The organism is Larkinella soli, assembly GCF_003703975.1.
In the GTDB taxonomy this organism is placed as follows: Bacteria; Bacteroidota; Bacteroidia; order Cytophagales; family Spirosomataceae; genus Larkinella; species Larkinella soli.
Genome location: NZ_QTJY01000001.1, coordinates 150,157 through 165,893 on the forward strand (window position 1 = coordinate 150,157; position 15,737 = coordinate 165,893).

17 protein-coding genes are annotated in these 15,737 nt (G+C 53.5%); 7 read left to right on the plus strand and 10 right to left on the minus strand.

What is annotated here, in order from left to right; all coding sequences use genetic code 11:
- The first annotated feature begins 15 nt into the window (after window positions 1-15).
- The 3 genes from DX909_RS02510 to DX909_RS02520 are packed head-to-tail and all read left to right on the plus strand — an operon-like array spanning window position 16 to window position 1,167.
- Entirely contained in the window at window positions 16-204 is a 189-nt protein-coding gene (locus DX909_RS02510; RefSeq protein ID WP_128543474.1) for a DUF6728 family protein, read from the plus strand.
- Window positions 201-560 carry an MmcQ/YjbR family DNA-binding protein gene (locus DX909_RS02515; RefSeq protein WP_128543475.1) on the plus strand — a complete coding sequence of 120 codons (360 nt, stop codon included), beginning with the start codon at window positions 201-203 and terminating at the stop codon, window positions 558-560. Before DX909_RS02510 ends, DX909_RS02515 begins: the two co-directional genes overlap by 4 nt.
- Before the next feature lie 58 nt (window positions 561-618).
- Complete coding sequence (locus DX909_RS02520; protein WP_128543476.1) at window positions 619-1,167, plus strand: tetratricopeptide repeat protein; 549 nt, start codon at window positions 619-621, stop codon at window positions 1,165-1,167.
- A 54-nt stretch (window positions 1,168-1,221) separates the two neighbouring features.
- On the opposite strand, the gene DX909_RS02525 is transcribed toward DX909_RS02520, so the two are convergent.
- From DX909_RS02525 to DX909_RS02535, 3 genes are all read right to left on the minus strand, one after another.
- Window positions 1,222-2,421: a thioredoxin domain-containing protein gene (locus tag DX909_RS02525; protein ID WP_128543477.1), complete on the minus strand. Its 1,200-nt coding sequence runs from the start codon at window positions 2,419-2,421 to the stop codon at window positions 1,222-1,224.
- 49 nt (window positions 2,422-2,470) lie between these two features.
- Window positions 2,471-2,821: a gliding motility protein GldC gene (gene gldC / locus DX909_RS02530; protein ID WP_128543478.1), complete on the minus strand. Its 351-nt coding sequence runs from the start codon at window positions 2,819-2,821 to the stop codon at window positions 2,471-2,473.
- Between the two features lie 95 nt (window positions 2,822-2,916).
- On the minus strand, window positions 2,917-3,669 hold the full coding sequence (locus tag DX909_RS02535; RefSeq protein WP_128543479.1) for a DUF4197 domain-containing protein: 753 nt from the start codon (window positions 3,667-3,669) through the stop codon (window positions 2,917-2,919).
- Window positions 3,670-3,847: 178 nt separating this feature from the next.
- Between DX909_RS02535 and DX909_RS02540 the strand changes: the two genes are divergently transcribed.
- The 4 genes from DX909_RS02540 (at window position 3,848) to DX909_RS02555 (ending at window position 7,698) form a co-directional block, all read left to right on the plus strand.
- Window positions 3,848-5,137: a competence/damage-inducible protein A gene (locus DX909_RS02540; protein ID WP_128543480.1), complete on the plus strand. Its 1,290-nt coding sequence runs from the start codon at window positions 3,848-3,850 to the stop codon at window positions 5,135-5,137.
- Window positions 5,138-6,481: a dihydrolipoamide acetyltransferase family protein gene (locus tag DX909_RS02545; RefSeq protein ID WP_128543481.1), complete on the plus strand. Its 1,344-nt coding sequence runs from the start codon at window positions 5,138-5,140 to the stop codon at window positions 6,479-6,481.
- 81 nt (window positions 6,482-6,562) lie between these two features.
- A complete protein-coding gene (locus DX909_RS02550) occupies window positions 6,563-7,171 on the plus strand; it encodes a hypothetical protein (RefSeq protein ID WP_128543482.1) in 609 nt (202 codons plus the stop codon).
- Window positions 7,171-7,698 carry a 5' nucleotidase, NT5C type gene (locus DX909_RS02555; protein ID WP_128543483.1) on the plus strand — a complete coding sequence of 176 codons (528 nt, stop codon included), beginning with the start codon at window positions 7,171-7,173 and terminating at the stop codon, window positions 7,696-7,698. The genes DX909_RS02550 and DX909_RS02555 overlap by 1 nt, the downstream gene beginning before the upstream one ends.
- Before the next feature lie 51 nt (window positions 7,699-7,749).
- On the opposite strand, the gene DX909_RS02560 is transcribed toward DX909_RS02555, so the two are convergent.
- The 7 genes from DX909_RS02560 to DX909_RS02590 all read right to left on the minus strand — a co-directional run bounded on the left by DX909_RS02560 (window position 7,750) and on the right by DX909_RS02590 (window position 15,509).
- On the minus strand, window positions 7,750-8,526 hold the full coding sequence (locus DX909_RS02560) for an acyl-CoA desaturase (RefSeq protein WP_128543484.1): 777 nt from the start codon (window positions 8,524-8,526) through the stop codon (window positions 7,750-7,752).
- A 132-nt stretch (window positions 8,527-8,658) separates the two neighbouring features.
- Window positions 8,659-9,300 carry a DUF4159 domain-containing protein gene (locus tag DX909_RS02565; RefSeq protein ID WP_374755854.1) on the minus strand — a complete coding sequence of 214 codons (642 nt, stop codon included), beginning with the start codon at window positions 9,298-9,300 and terminating at the stop codon, window positions 8,659-8,661.
- A gap of 48 nt (window positions 9,301-9,348) precedes the next feature.
- Entirely contained in the window at window positions 9,349-10,044 is a 696-nt protein-coding gene (locus tag DX909_RS02570; RefSeq protein WP_128543486.1) for a 16S rRNA (uracil(1498)-N(3))-methyltransferase, read from the minus strand.
- Window positions 10,045-10,049: 5 nt separating this feature from the next.
- Window positions 10,050-10,613, minus strand: coding sequence for a hypothetical protein (locus tag DX909_RS02575; RefSeq protein WP_128543487.1), 564 nt, complete (start codon window positions 10,611-10,613; stop codon window positions 10,050-10,052).
- A gap of 118 nt (window positions 10,614-10,731) precedes the next feature.
- Window positions 10,732-11,940 (minus strand): M28 family metallopeptidase, encoded by a 1,209-nt coding sequence (locus DX909_RS02580; RefSeq protein WP_128543488.1) that lies wholly within the window; start codon window positions 11,938-11,940, stop codon window positions 10,732-10,734.
- Window positions 11,941-12,069: 129 nt separating this feature from the next.
- Window positions 12,070-14,259: a glutamine synthetase III family protein gene (locus DX909_RS02585; protein WP_128543489.1), complete on the minus strand. Its 2,190-nt coding sequence runs from the start codon at window positions 14,257-14,259 to the stop codon at window positions 12,070-12,072.
- Window positions 14,260-14,480: 221 nt separating this feature from the next.
- Window positions 14,481-15,509: a glutamine synthetase beta-grasp domain-containing protein gene (locus DX909_RS02590; protein ID WP_128543490.1), complete on the minus strand. Its 1,029-nt coding sequence runs from the start codon at window positions 15,507-15,509 to the stop codon at window positions 14,481-14,483.
- Window positions 15,510-15,737: the final 228 nt, after the last annotated feature.

Below are 15,737 nucleotides of genomic sequence, written 5' to 3' on the forward strand. Positions count from 1 at the left end.
AAATACAGTCATTTTATGGGACGAATCAACGATTATTTCAAGTTAGGCGACGTATTCCGGTATTTTTACCGCGTATTTCAGAAACCGGACCCCAGCCGTCCGACGAACGTCAACATCCGAATGATGCACGGAATCAACCGGATCTCCATCATCATGTTTCTTATCTGTCTGATTGTCATGATCGTACGGGCCATTTTGCGATGAACATCGAACAGCTTCGGGATTACTGCCTACAAAAGCCGGGCGTGTTGGAGTCTTTTCCCTTTGGTGAAGAGACGCTGGTTTTCAAGGTGGGTGGTAAAATTTTTGCCCTGACCTCCCTGGATGCCGCTCCTCTAACCGTCAACCTCAAATGCGACCCCGAGAAGGCCGTCGACCTGCGGGAAAAATTTGAAGCCGTCCGGCCTGGTTACCACATGAATAAAACCCACTGGAATACAGTCCTGATCGACGGAACCGTTCGGGAGACGGACCTGAAGGAATGGATCGATCATTCCTATGGCCTGGTCCTGAAAAGTTTACCGAAGCAGGTCCGTCAGGAAATGGAAAAAAGGGGATAATCTTGTAAGTAAAGGCCGTTTTAGGTATTTTCGTAAGAAGCCGTGATGTCGTTGGAATATGGAAGTTGTCTTACTTAGTTTACTGTTTGGTATCTATCTGTTCATCCGGTATTTTGTGGTCGACCACGAAACACCGGCCGAAAAGGACCGCCGGCGTTTCCAGGCCGGTATCGACCTTATTCAGCTTCGACGGTACGAAGAGGCTCATGCCTATTTCGATTCGGCCGTGAAAGCGTTTCCCAAATCCGGTCTTGCCTACGCCTATCGTGGCAAATGCCGCCTTCAACTCGGCAATCAGCATTCCGCCCTGTATGACCTCACCCAGGCCCTGAGCCTGGACAATACCGTTTCGTCTTCCTACCTGGACCGGGGCATCGCCTTTTTCCAGCTACAGCTTTATCAGGAGGCTTTTCGGGAGTTTGACAAAGCCATATGGTATTCCCGCGGAATGGAACCGGACCCGCTCCGGTGGCGGGCGATGGTCGGAATCCACCTTCAACGAATCTCGCAGGCCGAACAGGACCTCCGGCGAGCCATCGAACTGGGCGATGAAAATTCCGTCTATGTGCTGAAACAGCCGCCATTTACCAAAGTCATGCTTTCCTGAAAAGAAAGAGCCGATCCGGTTTTCCGGATCGGCTCTTTCTTTTCGGTCCCTTGCTTACTTCAGCCGGGCGAGCTGCTCGGTATTGCGTCGGGTATCCATTTTAGCCGCTTTCGCCATCTCCAGTGATTTCTGAGCCGCTTTGACGCCATCCGACGATTTTCCGCCCCGGCGATAGGCTTCCGCTAGTTCGAAATACAGATCGGCCTGCTCCGCCGGTGTTCGCGTCAGGGGCAGCGCCTTATTGATCCATTTTACCACCGAAGGCACATCCGCCGGGTCCGGGCTGCGTTTATTGAACAACCGCACCACATATAGATATTCCGGGGTGGAAAACTGGCTGACGGCAATATGCTCCTCCATCCGGCCGGCCGCCTTTCCGCCCTGACCGGCCCGGAAATAGGCATTGATTTCGGGAAGCAGGGTTCGGTTGGCCGCCACTTTAGGATCGATCCCAACCTGCTGAAGCTGGTTCCGGATCGTCATGATCTTGGCGGCCGGGTAAAGATTACCGCGGCTGGAATACAGCGACGACATCAAAATGTTCTCCGCGACCTGTTTCACCGGCTCGGCGCCATACACACGGACAAACTGATCCAGGTGGCCGATCAAGTACTGGAACAGCGGATTATCTACATCCATGATCAGTTTCTGAAGAACCAGCCAGTTGGTCTGATTCCCGAAGGAACCGGCGGCCTGCTGCCGGACATAATCGTTCATCACCCGAATGTTGGTGGCCGTATCCCGCGTAACCCGGGCATACATCCCATAATCGATGAGAAAATTGGCGGATCGTTCTCCTTTCTGGTACCGGCTTTCCATCGAGGACGAGCGGGCGGCCGGGGTCAGGGCAACGGTCCCGTGCCGGATGACCTCCTCGGTCGAATTATTGCTCATCGCCAGGTGGATCAGATCGCCCTGGGCGTTGAAATACAGAAACATAGGGAGCGAAGGAATGAACAGCCGGTTCTTTTCCAGAAACTGCATGGTCGCCTTCTGGCCGATGTCCAGTTTGGTGCTCACAAACTGCCGGTTATAAAACGATCCGACTTTGGCCTCTTCGAACGTGGGAATAAAACTCTGGCAGATGTGGCAGGTTGGGGAATAGATTTCGATGAACACCGGCTTTCTGGCTTTTCGGGCGGCCTCGAAGACCGAGCCGATGGTTCCGGGCCTGAATTGTACGCCCTGGGCCTGGACCGTGAGAGCCGCCAGAACAAGCAGACCGGCTCCCCACCGTTTCAAAAATTCTTTCATACTTCGGCTTGCAAATCGGGATTGACTTTCTATCAGAACGACCGCCCTGTTACTGCTGTTGCTGCTGGGCCCGGTATTCTTCCTCCACTTTCTTGCTGAGGGTCCGGCAGATGTTGTCGATCTGGTCGGCCATCTCCTGATCGCCGGTGGCGGTGACGATCGTATCGGCCAGGCTGCCGATAACCTCGATGCAGAACCGTTTCATATCGGTTACCTCCATATCCTTGGTCCAGAGGTTCAGCCGGAGGGTGCCCCGGTGGTAATGGTCCCAGATGGAAACGGCCACGGCTTTCGTATCGCTCAGGCCTTCGTTGGGGTTGTCGGTGGCATTCCAGTAAATTTTTTCGGGGATGTTCTGGTTATCCAGCTCAACGGAAAAATGAATTTCTGATTTTTTCATTTTATTTCGGTCAACAAGAAAAAGCCCCGCCAACCCATCGGCGGGGCTCTGCGACCGCAAAGGTACGCATTTGTCAAACGGATTTGAAATCCGGCCTATTGCTGGCTGAAAACCTTTTTCAAGATGTCCGTAACCCGGGCGGCCGGGTTTTCCCGGATGCGTTTCTCCTCCTGTTCGACCAGCAGAAAAATACCGTCGACGGCTTTGCTGGTGGCATATCGTGTCAGGTTGGGGTCCACTTTCTGGGTGGCCAGGGGCAGCCTGTTGTACGTCCGGACCAGGTCGCCGTAATACCGGGTGGCCTTGTTCTTCTGGAGCGTACTGTCGATAATGGGGGTAAAGGTCGCGATCAACTGCTCCGAGGTGGTCCGCTTCAGGTATTGCGTAGCCGCATTTTTATCTCCTCTCAGAATTCCGACCGCATCCTGGATCGACATGGACGTAAGCGCATTCAGGAAGATTGGCTTGGCCTTTTTGGCCGCATCTTCCGCCGACCGGTTCAGGGACAGGATAAACTGATCGACCTGTTTCCCCAGACCGATACTCCGAAGGGCCGATTCGAGTTTCTGGGCTTCCGGCGGCATCAGGATTTTGATCAGCGGGTTTTTGTAGTACCCGTCTACCGCCGAAGCCTGGTCGGAACCTTTGGAGATACCGATCCGCAGCGCTTCTTTCAGGCCGCCGGCAATTTCATCATGGGTCAGCGATCCTCCCGAAGCGGCTTCACCCACTTTTTCAAGGATCTGCCCGAAAACGGTTTTCTTCTTCGGCTGAGTGGAATCCGTCTGTGCCATCGACTGGCCGGCAAGTGTCACCAGCAGCGCCAGTCCTATTACTTTTTTCATCATACGTTGTTTTCAATTTCCTTTCGGATGGATTTAAGAGCCTGCCCTTCCGCCAATAAATAGGTTGTTTTTACGTACTTTTGGCCCGGAACGCCACTGATTTTGGAGCGGCTCAACAACGTTTAGACTCCAATCCGGGCAAAAAGTAAAGGCTACCACTTAAACCGGCTGAAGAATTTTCATGAAATCCATCCAGGCTGAAATAATAACGATTGGTGACGAAATTCTGTTTGGTCAAATTACCGATACCAACACGCAATGGATCAGCGCCGAACTCACCAAAATCGGAATCCGGACGATCCGAAAATCTTCGGTAGGCGATAAGCAGGAAGCCATTCTTGATATTCTTGAAGAAGCCACCGGCCGCGCCGACCTGGTCATCCTGACCGGTGGTCTGGGCCCTACCAAAGACGACATCACCAAACAGACCCTCTGCCGGTATTTCAACACGGAGCTGGAAATCAACCCGGAGGCCCTTGCCTTCGTAACGGCCTTCTTCGAACGCCGGGGCCGCCCCATGACCGAGCTGAACCGGATGCAGGCCGCTTTGCCGACCAACTGCACCTACGTGCCGAATGAGTGGGGAACGGCCCCGGGCATGTGGTTCGACGAGAACGGGACGATCTACGTCTCGCTGCCCGGGGTCCCCTTCGAAATGAAGAACCTCATGCAGTATAAGGTGATTCCGATGCTGCAGAAGCATTTCGAAACGCCGGCCATCGTTCACCGGATGATCCGGACCATCGGCATCGGAGAGTCGTTCCTGGCCGAAAAGATCGAAACCTGGGAGGACGCCCTTCCCGAACACATCCGGCTGGCCTACCTCCCCCACTTCGGACAGGTCCGGCTCCGTCTGACGGCAACCGGCACCGAAACGGTGCGGCTGAACGAGGAAATCAGGGAACAAATCGATAAAATTCTGCCCACCATTCGCCCCTATGTCTTCGGTTACGACGAGGAGGAAATAGAAATGGTGACCGCCCGGCTGCTGGCGGAAAGAAACTGGATGCTGGCGACGGCCGAAAGCTGCACCGGTGGTTTTGTGGCCAGCCAGATCACCAAATATTCGGGCTCGTCCAAATACTTCGTCGGCGGCATCGTCAGTTACAGCAATACCGTTAAGGTCAGCCAGTTGGGCGTTCGGCCGGAAACGCTGGACCAGTTCGGGGCGGTCAGCGAGGAAACGGTCAGGGAAATGGCCGAAGGGGTTCGGAAAGCCCTGGGTGCTCACGTCGGTATTGCCACCAGCGGGATTGCCGGCCCGGACGGCGGAACCCCCGAAAAACCCGTCGGAACCATCTGGATCGCCTGTTCGACCGAAGACGGTACCGTTGCCCGCCTGCTTCGACTCGGTCCCTACCGCGAACAGAATATCCAGCTCACCTCGGTTTATGTCATGAATCTGCTCCGGCAGGTGCTTCTGGAGGAAGTGCCGATGGAACTGGATTTCAACATTAAATGGAAAAAATAAATGGCACTTGTCGATATGGTCATGCCCAAAATGGGCGAAAGTATTATGGAGTGCACCGTGATCTCCTGGCTGAAACAGCCCGGCGACCGCATCGAGGCCGACGACTCGATTCTGGAGGTTGCCACGGATAAGGTGGACACCGAAGTTCCGGCCTCCCACGGGGGTATCTTAAAGGAAATTCTGGTAAAAGACGGCGATGTGGTTGCCGTCGGCAGCCCGATTGCCCGGATTGAAATAGAAAAGGACGAGCTTGAACCGTCGGCAGGTCCGGAGCCTCCGGTTGCGGAAAAACCCGCCGAGGAGACGGTTGAGCAGGATGTGGCCAGCGTGGCCGCCAAACTCGAAGGAGAGATCACCCAGCTGTCGAACCGGAATCCCAACCCCTCCGTCCCTTCGGAATCGGTCGGCAACAACCGGTTTTATTCCCCCCTGGTCCTGAGCATTGCCCGCGAGGAAGGAATTACCCACGATGAACTTCTGGCCATTCCCGGCACCGGTGTGGAGCATCGGCTGACCAAAAAAGACATTCTGAATTACGTCGAAGAACGGAAGAAGAAGCCGGCCGCTGCGGAAAAACCGGCTTCGACAGGGCCAGTGGCGTCCCCGGTTGCCAAAGCCGTCTCCCTCAACGGACACCAGGACATCATCCAGATGGACCGGATGCGAAAGATGATCGCCGAGCGGATGGTCGAATCCAAGCGTATCGCTCCCCACGTTACGTCTTTCATAGAAACGGACATGACGGTGATCGCCCAGTGGCGGGAGAAAAACAAAAAGAATTTCCAGCAGCAATACGGCGAAAACATCACCTTCACCCCACTCCTGATCGAGGCCGCCGTGAAGGCGATCCGGGAATTCCCGATGATCAATATTTCGGTGGAGGAAGACCGCATTATCGTCAAAAAATCCATCAACGTCGGTATGGCCGTGGCCCTGCCCTCCGGAAATCTGATCGTTCCCGTCATCCACAATGCGGATCAGTATAACCTGGTCGGACTGACGAAAAAGGTGAATGACCTGACGCGGAGAGCCCGGGAAAATAAACTTACGGCCGACGACCTGGCCAACGGCACCTATACCATCTCGAACATCGGCACGTTCGGCAACCTCATGGGTACGCCGATCATCATGCAGCCGCAGGTGGCGATCCTGGCGTTCGGGGCCATCGAGAAAAAACCGGCCGTCATCGAAACCCCGCAGGGTGACCTGATCGGGATCCGGCAGAAAATGTTTATCTCCCACAGCTACGATCACCGCGTGGTGGACGGGTCGCTGGGCGGGATGTTCCTGAAGCGGGTTTCCGATCATCTGGAGCAGTTCGACCCCGAAAGAAATCCGGTATGATACCGTTCGTGAAATCACCCTTACGGAATTTACCACGTTTGATTAGTTTGCAGGTCAGTTAAACCAAACGCTACCATAAACGTGAAAAGGATTTTTTTCTATCAAACCGCCCTGCTGGTTTTCGCCGGTCTTTCGAGGCTTTTTGCGCAGGGCACCGCCAAAGTCGATCGGATTCAGGGCATCGAAACCTACGTGATGTGCGAACCGACCAGGCCGTATGAAACCGTATTCGAAGTGGCAACCGGGGCCAAAGCCGGTTCCCTGCTGACCGGGGGCGTGGTCAATGAGGGCGTTTCCGATAAAACTACCCAGTTCGTCAACCGGGCCAGCAAGCAGGGCAAAAAAGAGAACAAGGAATTCGACGCCGTCCTGATCAACGGCAGCAAAACCGCCGTCGCCATCAAATTCAAGGGAGAAGGCGATAAGGGAATGGCTAAAGTACGGAAGCTGGAAGGGGTGGAAGTCTACGTAATGAACGAACCGACCCGCGATTACGTGACCGTCGTGGATGCATCGGGAGGTGTAAAGGCGAAGTCTTACTTTACAGGCGGCATCGTCAACAACTCCATCGAGGAAGACATGGCCCAGTTCGTAAAAAGAGTGAAAAAAGAGGCTGAAGAGGCCAAAAAACCAATTGACGCGGTCGTATATTCGGGCGGAAAAACGGCCATTGGCGTCAAATTTAAATAATGAAACCACGCATTGCGATTGACATGGACGACGTGCTGGCGGATACCGTCGGCAAATTTATCAATATCTATTGCCGGGAAATCGACCCGGCCGCGGTCCCGAGCCAGTTTCGGGAGAAATCGTTTCACGAAATCCTCGAAGAGCCGGTCTACCGCCGGCTTTTTGAATACGTGTACGAGCCCGGCTTTTTTGCGGATATCGAAGTGATGGAGGGCGCCCGGGAAATTACCGAGGCCCTCGCCCAAAAATACGATCTGTTCGTCACTTCGGCGGCCATGGAATTCCGGACTTCGTTTGTCGATAAATACGACTGGCTGGACCGGCACTTCCCCCACATTCCCTGGAAAAACCGGGTCTTCTGCGGTGACAAGTCGATTCTCCGGGCGGATATCATTATCGATGATATGCCATATAACCTGAAAGCTTTCTCGGGCGACGGGCTGCTGTTCGATGCCCCGCACAACCGGGACGACACGGAATACCGCCGGGTTCATTCCTGGCAGGAAATTGCCGGAATCCTGCTATAACCAAAAAGAAAAAGCGCCCCGAAAGGCGCTTTTTCTTTTTGGATTTGAAGCTTACTCACCGGAGATGACGGCTTCCTCTTTTACTTTAACCGGCTTCATCTTGATGATTTTCAGTTTTTCCAGCATTCGGATCACCGGATAGGTCGGATCGATTTCCCACCAGCGGGCCCCGAAGTTCAGGTCCATGGGCCGTTTGTGGTGGTTGTTCTGGAACAGCTCTCCCATCATCAGAAAGTCGACGACCAGGGAGTTTTTCGACCTGTCGTTGTTGTCGAAGTTCTGATAACCGTACTTGTGGCCGCTCCAGTTGACGATGGCACCGTGGATGGGGCCCATCAGGAAGTGAATCGGAAGCAGGAAGAAGAACGCCCAGTGCATATCCAGATAGACATAGGCGAAGATGTAGAACAGGGAATACACGGTTCCCCAGGCAACGCGGGAAATCCAGGAATCACCAATTTTTTCGATCAGCTGCCATTCCGGGTAGTTCCGGTCGAATTTCTCTTCGACGGGCCGGGTCCGGTGCAGAACGGCATTGTAAATGTCTTTTGTCTTCCACATCATGGTAAAGACGTTTTTCGTATGATGCGGAGAGTGAGGATCTTTCGGCGTGTCGCTGAAGGCGTGGTGCATCCGGTGCAGGACGGCATACGCCCGGGGGCTAAGGTAGGACGAACCCTGAGAAAGGTAAGTCAGAAAGAAAAAAAAGCGCTCCCACACCTTGCTCATCGTAAACATCTTGTGAGCGGAATAGCGGTGGAGGAAGAAGGTTTGGCAGAACAAGGAAATGTACCAGTGTGCTGCGAAGGCAATAAGAACTATTACCACAGTGAAACGAAGTTAATTGTGAATTACTGAAAAACGAGTTCTGTACAATCAGTAGTTACAAATCTATGACTTTAAAGCATATAGTTAACCAAAAAGTCACATTTTTTTTTGTAACCTACCGCACGCTGCCGCTTAAAAGGCGGTCGTGGAATATTGAAGGAGATTCGCTCCCATCCGTAAGGCCTGCTGACGCAATTCTTCCGGGTCGTTGTAAACCGACTGGTCTTCCCAGCCGTTCCCCAGGTCGCATTCATAACTGTAAAAACAGACCAGCCGGCCCTCCCAGATCAGTCCGAACCCCTGGGGGGTCTTCCCGTCGTGTTCATGAACTTTCGGCAGCCCGCTCGTGAAATTGAAACGCTGGTGGTACACCGGGTGGTTGTAGGGCAGTTCGATAAAGGAGAGTTCCGGGAAAACCTTTTTCATCTCCCGCCGGATGAATTTATCCAGCCCATAATTGTCGTCGATGTGCAGAAAGCCGCCCGACATCAGATACCGGCGCAGATTCTGGGCCTCGGCATCCGTAAACACCACGTTCCCATGTCCCGTCATATGAACAAATGGGTAAGAGAACAATTCCGGGCTTCCGACCTCCACGATGTCCTCTTCCGGGAAGATATTCATCCGGAGGTTGGAATTACAGAATTTAATCAGGTTGGGAAGGGAGGTTTTGTTGGCATACCAGTCTCCACCCCCGTTATATTTCAGTTTGGCAATCTTGTAGGAATATTGACCGAACGCCAGGGAGGCATTCAGACAAATGGCTGAGATCACTACAACTGCAATTGTTTTCAACTTTAAATGTCTTCTTCCCATCGTGCATTATGCATTAACCAGATGAATGCTGTGGCAGGCCGCCAGGGCTGCGGTTTCGGTTCGAAGCCGCGTCGTTCCCAGCGTTACCATTTGAAAACCGGCCGCTGTGGCCTGTTCGATTTCCTGCGGAGAAAAGTCCCCTTCCGGACCGATCAGTACCAGAACCCCGGTCCGGGGCCGGGCCGCCCTGAATAAAGACACCGGAACCTCATTTTCAGGCAGGTGGGCGATGAACCGGCTATCAGCTAACAGTGTTAACACCTCTTTAAATTCCCGAATCGGATCGATTACCGGAAAAAACGATTGAAGGGACTGCTTCATGGCGGCCACCGCAATCTTTTCGATCCGGTCGGTTTTCAGGATCCTTCGCTCCGAACGGCGGCTTTCAAAGAAAGTGATCCGGTCGATGCCGAGTTCCACACTTTTTTCGACGAACCATTCGATCCGGTCGAGATTTTTGGTCGGAGCCACTGCGAGATGAATCCCGTAGGGCCGCCGGTCCGTGATATTGGTTTCTTCAATCCGGAAGGCACACCGTCGCGGGTCCGCCGACTCGATGCGGCAGGAATACCGGTGTCCATGCCCGTCCGTCACTTCGATCCGATCCCCCTTTTCCAGACGCAGGGTTTTGACGCAATGCCGGGATTCCTCCTCATTTAACACCGGATTCGTCGCTGCATCCGGCTGGTAAAACAGATGCATTGCGCTTATTCGTCCTGGCCGTTACTCGAAAAGGAATAAAGTGTATTATCCAGGGTCAGGGCATTTCCGTTGAAGTTCTGAATAAACCGGACGAGAACCTCATCGGTAATCTCCTCCACGTTCAGACAGATATCCAGACTGATCCCATACTCAAAATCCGGATCCAGTTCGATGTGTTCCTGGACTTTCACGGCTTCGGTTTCCTCGATCTCCTCGATCAGTTCGGTCAGGAATAGTTCGATTTCCTCTTCGAGGTCCGCGTCGATCCGGTAGCCGGCCTTGCGTTCTTCGGGCGCTACATATTGCGGGAAAGCCGCTTTTACCTTCTCCATCGCCATCTCATACACAAGACTGCTGTGGTGCAGCCGCAGGGTGTAAACGATGGCGTCGTAAATCACCTCCTGGCCTTTGTATTGCCCGACAAACTGAATATGAACGCATTCGCCGGAATTAAGGACCTCCAGATCTTCATCCTCCACGTAAACAAATGGTTTCCCCTCCTTCCGGCATTCCTCCTTAAGCAACTGAACCTCCGATGGTTCGTATCCCTTGTTTTTATAACTTTCCATTTTCGTGCCGGTTAATATCCTTAATTTATGGTTTCCTATCCTGAAACCGCTCGCTAAAGTAAGGTAAATCTAATTCCTGAAACGGTTTCCCGACCATCGGTCAACAACATTTTCCTTTTTATAATCTTTCGGCCGCCACTTCATAGGCCTGGTACTGTTTCAACAGGCATCGAACCGCAAAATCGACGGCCAGGGGCACCGCCGAGAGGTCGGTCAGGACCAGTTTATCCTCCGGCTGGTGCACATGAGGCATCCGGCCGTTTTCATCCAGCGCCGTCAGCGTCATGACCGGTATTTTCTTCCGTACGAACCAGGTACTGTCTAAATCGGCGGTCGGTCGGCGGGCCGGCAGAACCTGTTTCCGGAACGGTATTTCTTCGAGCAGGGACTCTGCATGAGCCATCAGTTCACTGCTATACTCCATAACTTCAACCGTTCCCGTATGTTTTATGATCCGCAGTGCCCCGTTCCCGAGCGTATCGAAGTTGATAACGGCGGTACGGCCTTCGGGCCAGGTTCTCCGGTACTTTTCGATATAGGCCAACGAACCGACCATTCCGACCTCCCGCGCTCCCGTCAAAACCACCTCCAGCTCCAGCCCGGGGAGGCCGAGACTCCGGAGGTTCCCGGCCGTCGCCAGGGCTGCTGCCACCCCGGTAGCGTTATCGCTGGCCCCGTTCGAATAGCCGTACAGCCAGTACCCAATCGTGGCCAGCAGTCCGAAGAATAGGAAGTAGGCAACCAGCCCGTAGCGGATCAGAGGCAGCCCGGAACTGGCGAACCCCGCGTATTCCAGAATCATCAGCCCGATGGTACACACCATCAGAGAAAAGTTCAGGAGCAGGACCCAATGATAGCGCCGGACCCGGTTCGTTTGGTAGAAGAGGGAAATCGGGGCGGTGTCATAATGGGCCATCAGGATAACCTTCAGAGCCGGAGCCTCCGGCCTGCCCTCCCACGGCCCCTGGAAAGGCTTCCACCGGCCGATCACGTTCCGGGAAGTGACCAACGGCGGAAAGTGAATGACCGGTGAATACCGCCCATTATAATAAAGCCAGGAAAAAACCACCCAGATTCCGGTCCACAGGAGGGCGGGAACCGGCCACCAGCCAAAGGCCAAAAGCCCGAGAGACAAACCGCCCGTCAGCCAGTAAATCAGGGAAACATAGGTTTTTGGCGTTGGAAAAGACTGGGTCTCTACCTCGGCACGCAGGCCGGTCAGTGTTTTTGATAAAAGCTCGACGGCGGGAGTCTCGTAACGGGTGGAAGCGCCCCGATGGGGCAACCGGCAAAGATCTCGGAGGAGATTCTCGGTCGAAAATGGCATGATCGGTCGTGGGTTAAAGTCGAGTTGACTTCCACCCTAATAACGGCCACCCGGCGGTTTTGGTGTAAGACAAAAGCCTGCTCCAGACGGCGCAGGCTTTTTGTGACGATATGGTTGGAAATAAATAGATTACTTGATGAACAGCATTTCACGGTATTTGACCAGAGGCCAGTCCTCGTCGTCGATGATCAGTTCGAGTTTATCGACCTCATACCGGATCTGTTCGAAGAAGTTCTTGATTTCAGTGGCGTAGAGCCGCGCCATTTCGGCCATGTCACCGACCGTATTCGCTCTCTTACGGGCTTCCGTCATCTGTTCGACGCCCGATTTGATGGCGACTAACCGGGTTGAGATTTCACGAATAATGTCCTTAATCGGCTCAGCCTCTTCCTTCATTCCGATGTCGATCAGGGCTTTAGCAGTTTCGGCCAGCTTGTTCTGGTATTTCAGGGCGGTCGAAACTACGTGGTTCATGGCCAGATCCCCGATCACCCGGGATTCGATCTGCACTTTTTTGACGTATTTCTCCAGCTCGATTTCATACCGCGATTCGACTTCGCGGTGGTTCATCACCCCTACCCGCTGAAACAGGTCCAGCGAGTCAGGCTTGACGTAAATCGCCAGGGCTTCCGGAGTGGAATTGATATTGGAAAGGCCCCGCCGGGCCGCTTCCTCTACCCATTCATCGGAATAGCCGTTGCCTTCGAACAGAATGCGTTTGCACTCCTTATAATATTGCTTCAGGATATCGACGATAGCGAGTTCCTTCTTCTCTCCGCCATTCAGTCGCTTGTCGAGTTCCACTTTGAACCTGGCGAGCTGGTCGGCCACGATCGAGTTCAGTACAATCATGGTAGACGCCGAATTGGCACCACCGCCGACGGCCCGGAATTCGAACTTGTTTCCGGTAAAGGCAAAAGGAGACGTTCGGTTCCGGTCGGTATTGTCCCGCAGGAGGGCCGGTATCCGGTTGATACCCAGCTTGTAATACACGTTATCCCCCTTGTTGAGCGAAATCTCCGATTTGTTTTCCAGGTCCTCCAGTGCCTGCGTCAGCGTTTCGCCGAGGAACACGGAAACGATGGCCGGCGGGGCCTCGTTGGCTCCCAGGCGGTATTCGTTACCCGCGGAGGCAATGGTGGCCCGCAATAGGTCCGCGTTATCGTGGACGGCCTTCACCACGTTCACCAGAAAGGTCAGGAAACGCAGACTTTCTTTCGGCTTGGTGCTCGGGGCCAGGAGATTTACCCCGGTGTCGGTTCCCATCGACCAGTTATTGTGCTTACCGCTTCCGTTGATTCCCGCAAACGGCTTTTCGTGAAAGAGGACCTTCAGGTTGTGTTTTTCGGCCACTTTCTCCATCAGGTCCATCAGGAGGGCGTTGTGGTCGATGGAAAGGTTGACCTCCTCAAAGGTGGGGGCGACCTCGAACTGGGCCGGAGCCACTTCATTGTGCCGGGTCCGGACGGGTATGCCCAGTTTCATGGCCTCAAATTCAAAATCCACCATGAACGCGTTCACGCGCGGGGGAATCGTCCCGAAATAGTGGTCTTCCAGCTGCTGGCCCCGGGCCGGCGAATGGCCAAACACCGTCCGGCCGGCCATGACCAGGTCCGGTCGGGCATAAAAGAGCGCTTTGTCGACCAGAAAATATTCCTGCTCGGGGCCGAGGGTCGCCGTCACTTTGGTCACATGCCGGTCGAAGAACTGACAAACGGCCGTGGCGCTTTTGTCCAGCGCATGGAGCGCCTTGAGCAGGGGGGTTTTATAGTCGAGGGCCTCTCCGGTATAGGATATGAAAACCGACGGAATGCAAAGGGTTTTGCCGCCGGCCCCGTTGTCCATCAGGAAGGCCGGGGACCCCGGATCCCAGCCGGTATACCCCCGGGCCTCAAAAGTATTCCGGAGACCACCGCTCGGAAAGGAGGATGCGTCGGGTTCCTGCTGAACCAGGGCCGAACCTTTAAATTTTTCCAGCGCCTTCCCTTCCATCGTGATGTCGAAAAAGGCGTCGTGCTTTTCGGCGGTGTCGCCGGTCAGGGGTTGGAACCAGTGGGTATAGTGAGTGGCACCCCGGGCAATGGCCCAGGATTTCATGGCATTGGCGACTTCGTCGGCGATCTCCCGGTCGATTTTACCGCCGGTTTCGATGGCCTGGGTTATTTTAAGGTAAGCCTCCGGCGACAGCAGCGACCGCATGACCTCCTGATTGAAGGTGTTGACTCCGTAAAAATCAACGACCCGTTCAGCGGGGGGGGCTACCGGCAGGGCCTGGCGGCTTTGTGCAATTTCAAGCGCTTTAAAGCGAAGATTAGACATAGAAACGGCAGTAGGGCTAAAGGTGTATTTTTACTCAAACTTACTTAGTTTTTAACATTTTCTCAGAATATTAGCACTTTTTTAAACTGATTTTCTCCAAAATTTAAGAAAATAGCTATAAATACGACTAAAACAAAGGAACCGGGTAAACAAAATAATTATAAAAGCAGACAAAAAAAGCTGCCCCGAAGGAGCAGCTTTTTTCAGGGAATGGATAAGGATTATTTTTCAACGAGGACATCCGCCGACTTAACGGTCTTGATGATACGAGCGGCCACTTTGTAGGGATCGGCGGCCGAGTTGGGACGGCGATCTTCGAGCCAGCCTTTCCAGCCGCGCTCCACGGTGGCGATGGGGATCCGGATGGAAGCCCCGCGGTCGGAGATACCGTACGAGAACTTGTCGATCGACTGGGTTTCATGTTTACCGGTCAGACGGAGGTGGTTGTCGGCACCGTAGACGTCCATGTGTTCTTTAATAACCGGAGCGAACGCCTGACAGATCGTATCGTAGGTCGCCTTGTCGCCGGCCGTACGGAGGATACCGTTCGAGAAGTTGGCGTGCATCCCGGAACCGTTCCAGTCGGTGTCGCCAAGGGGCTTGCAATGCCAGTTGATCGACACGTTATATTTTTCACCGATGCGCTCAAGGAGGTAACGGGCCACCCAGATCTGATCACCGGCTTCTTTGGCTCCTTTGGAAAAGATCTGGAATTCCCACTGGCCGGTGGCTACCTCGGCATTGATCCCTTCCACGTTCAGGCCGGCTTCCAGACAGACATCCAGATGCTCCTCGACGATGTGACGACCGAATGCATTTTTCGCGCCTACCGAACAGTAATAAGGGCCCTGCCCACGTTTCGGGAAGCCTTCGGCGGGGAAGCCGAGCGGCCGGTCGATCGTTTCATCCCAAAGGAAGTATTCCTGCTCAAAACCAAACCAGAAATCATTGTCATCATCTTCGATCGTAGCCCGGCCGTTCGTTTCGTGGGGCGTTCCGTCCGAGTTCAGCACTTCACACATGACAAGGTAACCGTTTTTCCGCTGGGGATCCGGGCAGAGAAAAACCGGTTTGAGTAAACAGTCCGATGAACCGCCCGGAGCCTGTTCCGTAGATGAACCATCAAAAGACCACATAGGGCAGTCTTCCAGTTTCCCTGAGAAGTCTTTTTCAATTTTGGTTTTGGAACGCAGGCTTTGAGTAGGTTTGTAACCATCAAGCCAAATGTACTCGAGCTTATACTTTGACATAATTGGGTGAGGTTTGAAGTAAGATACAGTGATCGGTCTCTTAATTTTATGCAAATGTATACGTCTTTGCCAAATAAACATAGGGACAATCGGCAAATACGCAGTAGAATCGTTTAATTTTTGAAAAAATTACAAGAAAAAAATAATAAATTACAATATTCCATAACATTTATAACCAGTTGCTAACCCTTCCCTGCCTAAAGTTCATTTCGGTATATTTCTGCCTTT

What these genes read in the sequence shown, in the direction of transcription:
- DX909_RS02545 (WP_128543481.1), top strand. Translation starts at nt 5,138, where the DNA reads ATGGCACTTGTCGATATGGTCATGCCCAAAATGGGCGAAAGTATTATG.
- gldC (WP_128543478.1), bottom strand. Translation starts at nt 2,821, where the DNA reads ATGAAAAAATCAGAAATTCATTTTTCCGTTGAGCTGGATAACCAGAAC.
- DX909_RS02590 (WP_128543490.1), bottom strand. Translation starts at nt 15,509, where the DNA reads ATGTCAAAGTATAAGCTCGAGTACATTTGGCTTGATGGTTACAAACCT.
- DX909_RS02570 (WP_128543486.1), bottom strand. Translation starts at nt 10,044, where the DNA reads ATGCATCTGTTTTACCAGCCGGATGCAGCGACGAATCCGGTGTTAAAT.
- DX909_RS02520 (WP_128543476.1), top strand. Translation starts at nt 619, where the DNA reads ATGGAAGTTGTCTTACTTAGTTTACTGTTTGGTATCTATCTGTTCATC.
- DX909_RS02525 (WP_128543477.1), bottom strand. Translation starts at nt 2,421, where the DNA reads ATGAAAGAATTTTTGAAACGGTGGGGAGCCGGTCTGCTTGTTCTGGCG.
- DX909_RS02585 (WP_128543489.1), bottom strand. Translation starts at nt 14,259, where the DNA reads ATGTCTAATCTTCGCTTTAAAGCGCTTGAAATTGCACAAAGCCGCCAG.
- DX909_RS02535 (WP_128543479.1), bottom strand. Translation starts at nt 3,669, where the DNA reads ATGATGAAAAAAGTAATAGGACTGGCGCTGCTGGTGACACTTGCCGGC.
- DX909_RS02540 (WP_128543480.1), top strand. Translation starts at nt 3,848, where the DNA reads ATGAAATCCATCCAGGCTGAAATAATAACGATTGGTGACGAAATTCTG.
- DX909_RS02510 (WP_128543474.1), top strand. Translation starts at nt 16, where the DNA reads ATGGGACGAATCAACGATTATTTCAAGTTAGGCGACGTATTCCGGTAT.
- DX909_RS02580 (WP_128543488.1), bottom strand. Translation starts at nt 11,940, where the DNA reads ATGCCATTTTCGACCGAGAATCTCCTCCGAGATCTTTGCCGGTTGCCC.
- DX909_RS02575 (WP_128543487.1), bottom strand. Translation starts at nt 10,613, where the DNA reads ATGGAAAGTTATAAAAACAAGGGATACGAACCATCGGAGGTTCAGTTG.
- DX909_RS02555 (WP_128543483.1), top strand. Translation starts at nt 7,171, where the DNA reads ATGAAACCACGCATTGCGATTGACATGGACGACGTGCTGGCGGATACC.
- DX909_RS02515 (WP_128543475.1), top strand. Translation starts at nt 201, where the DNA reads ATGAACATCGAACAGCTTCGGGATTACTGCCTACAAAAGCCGGGCGTG.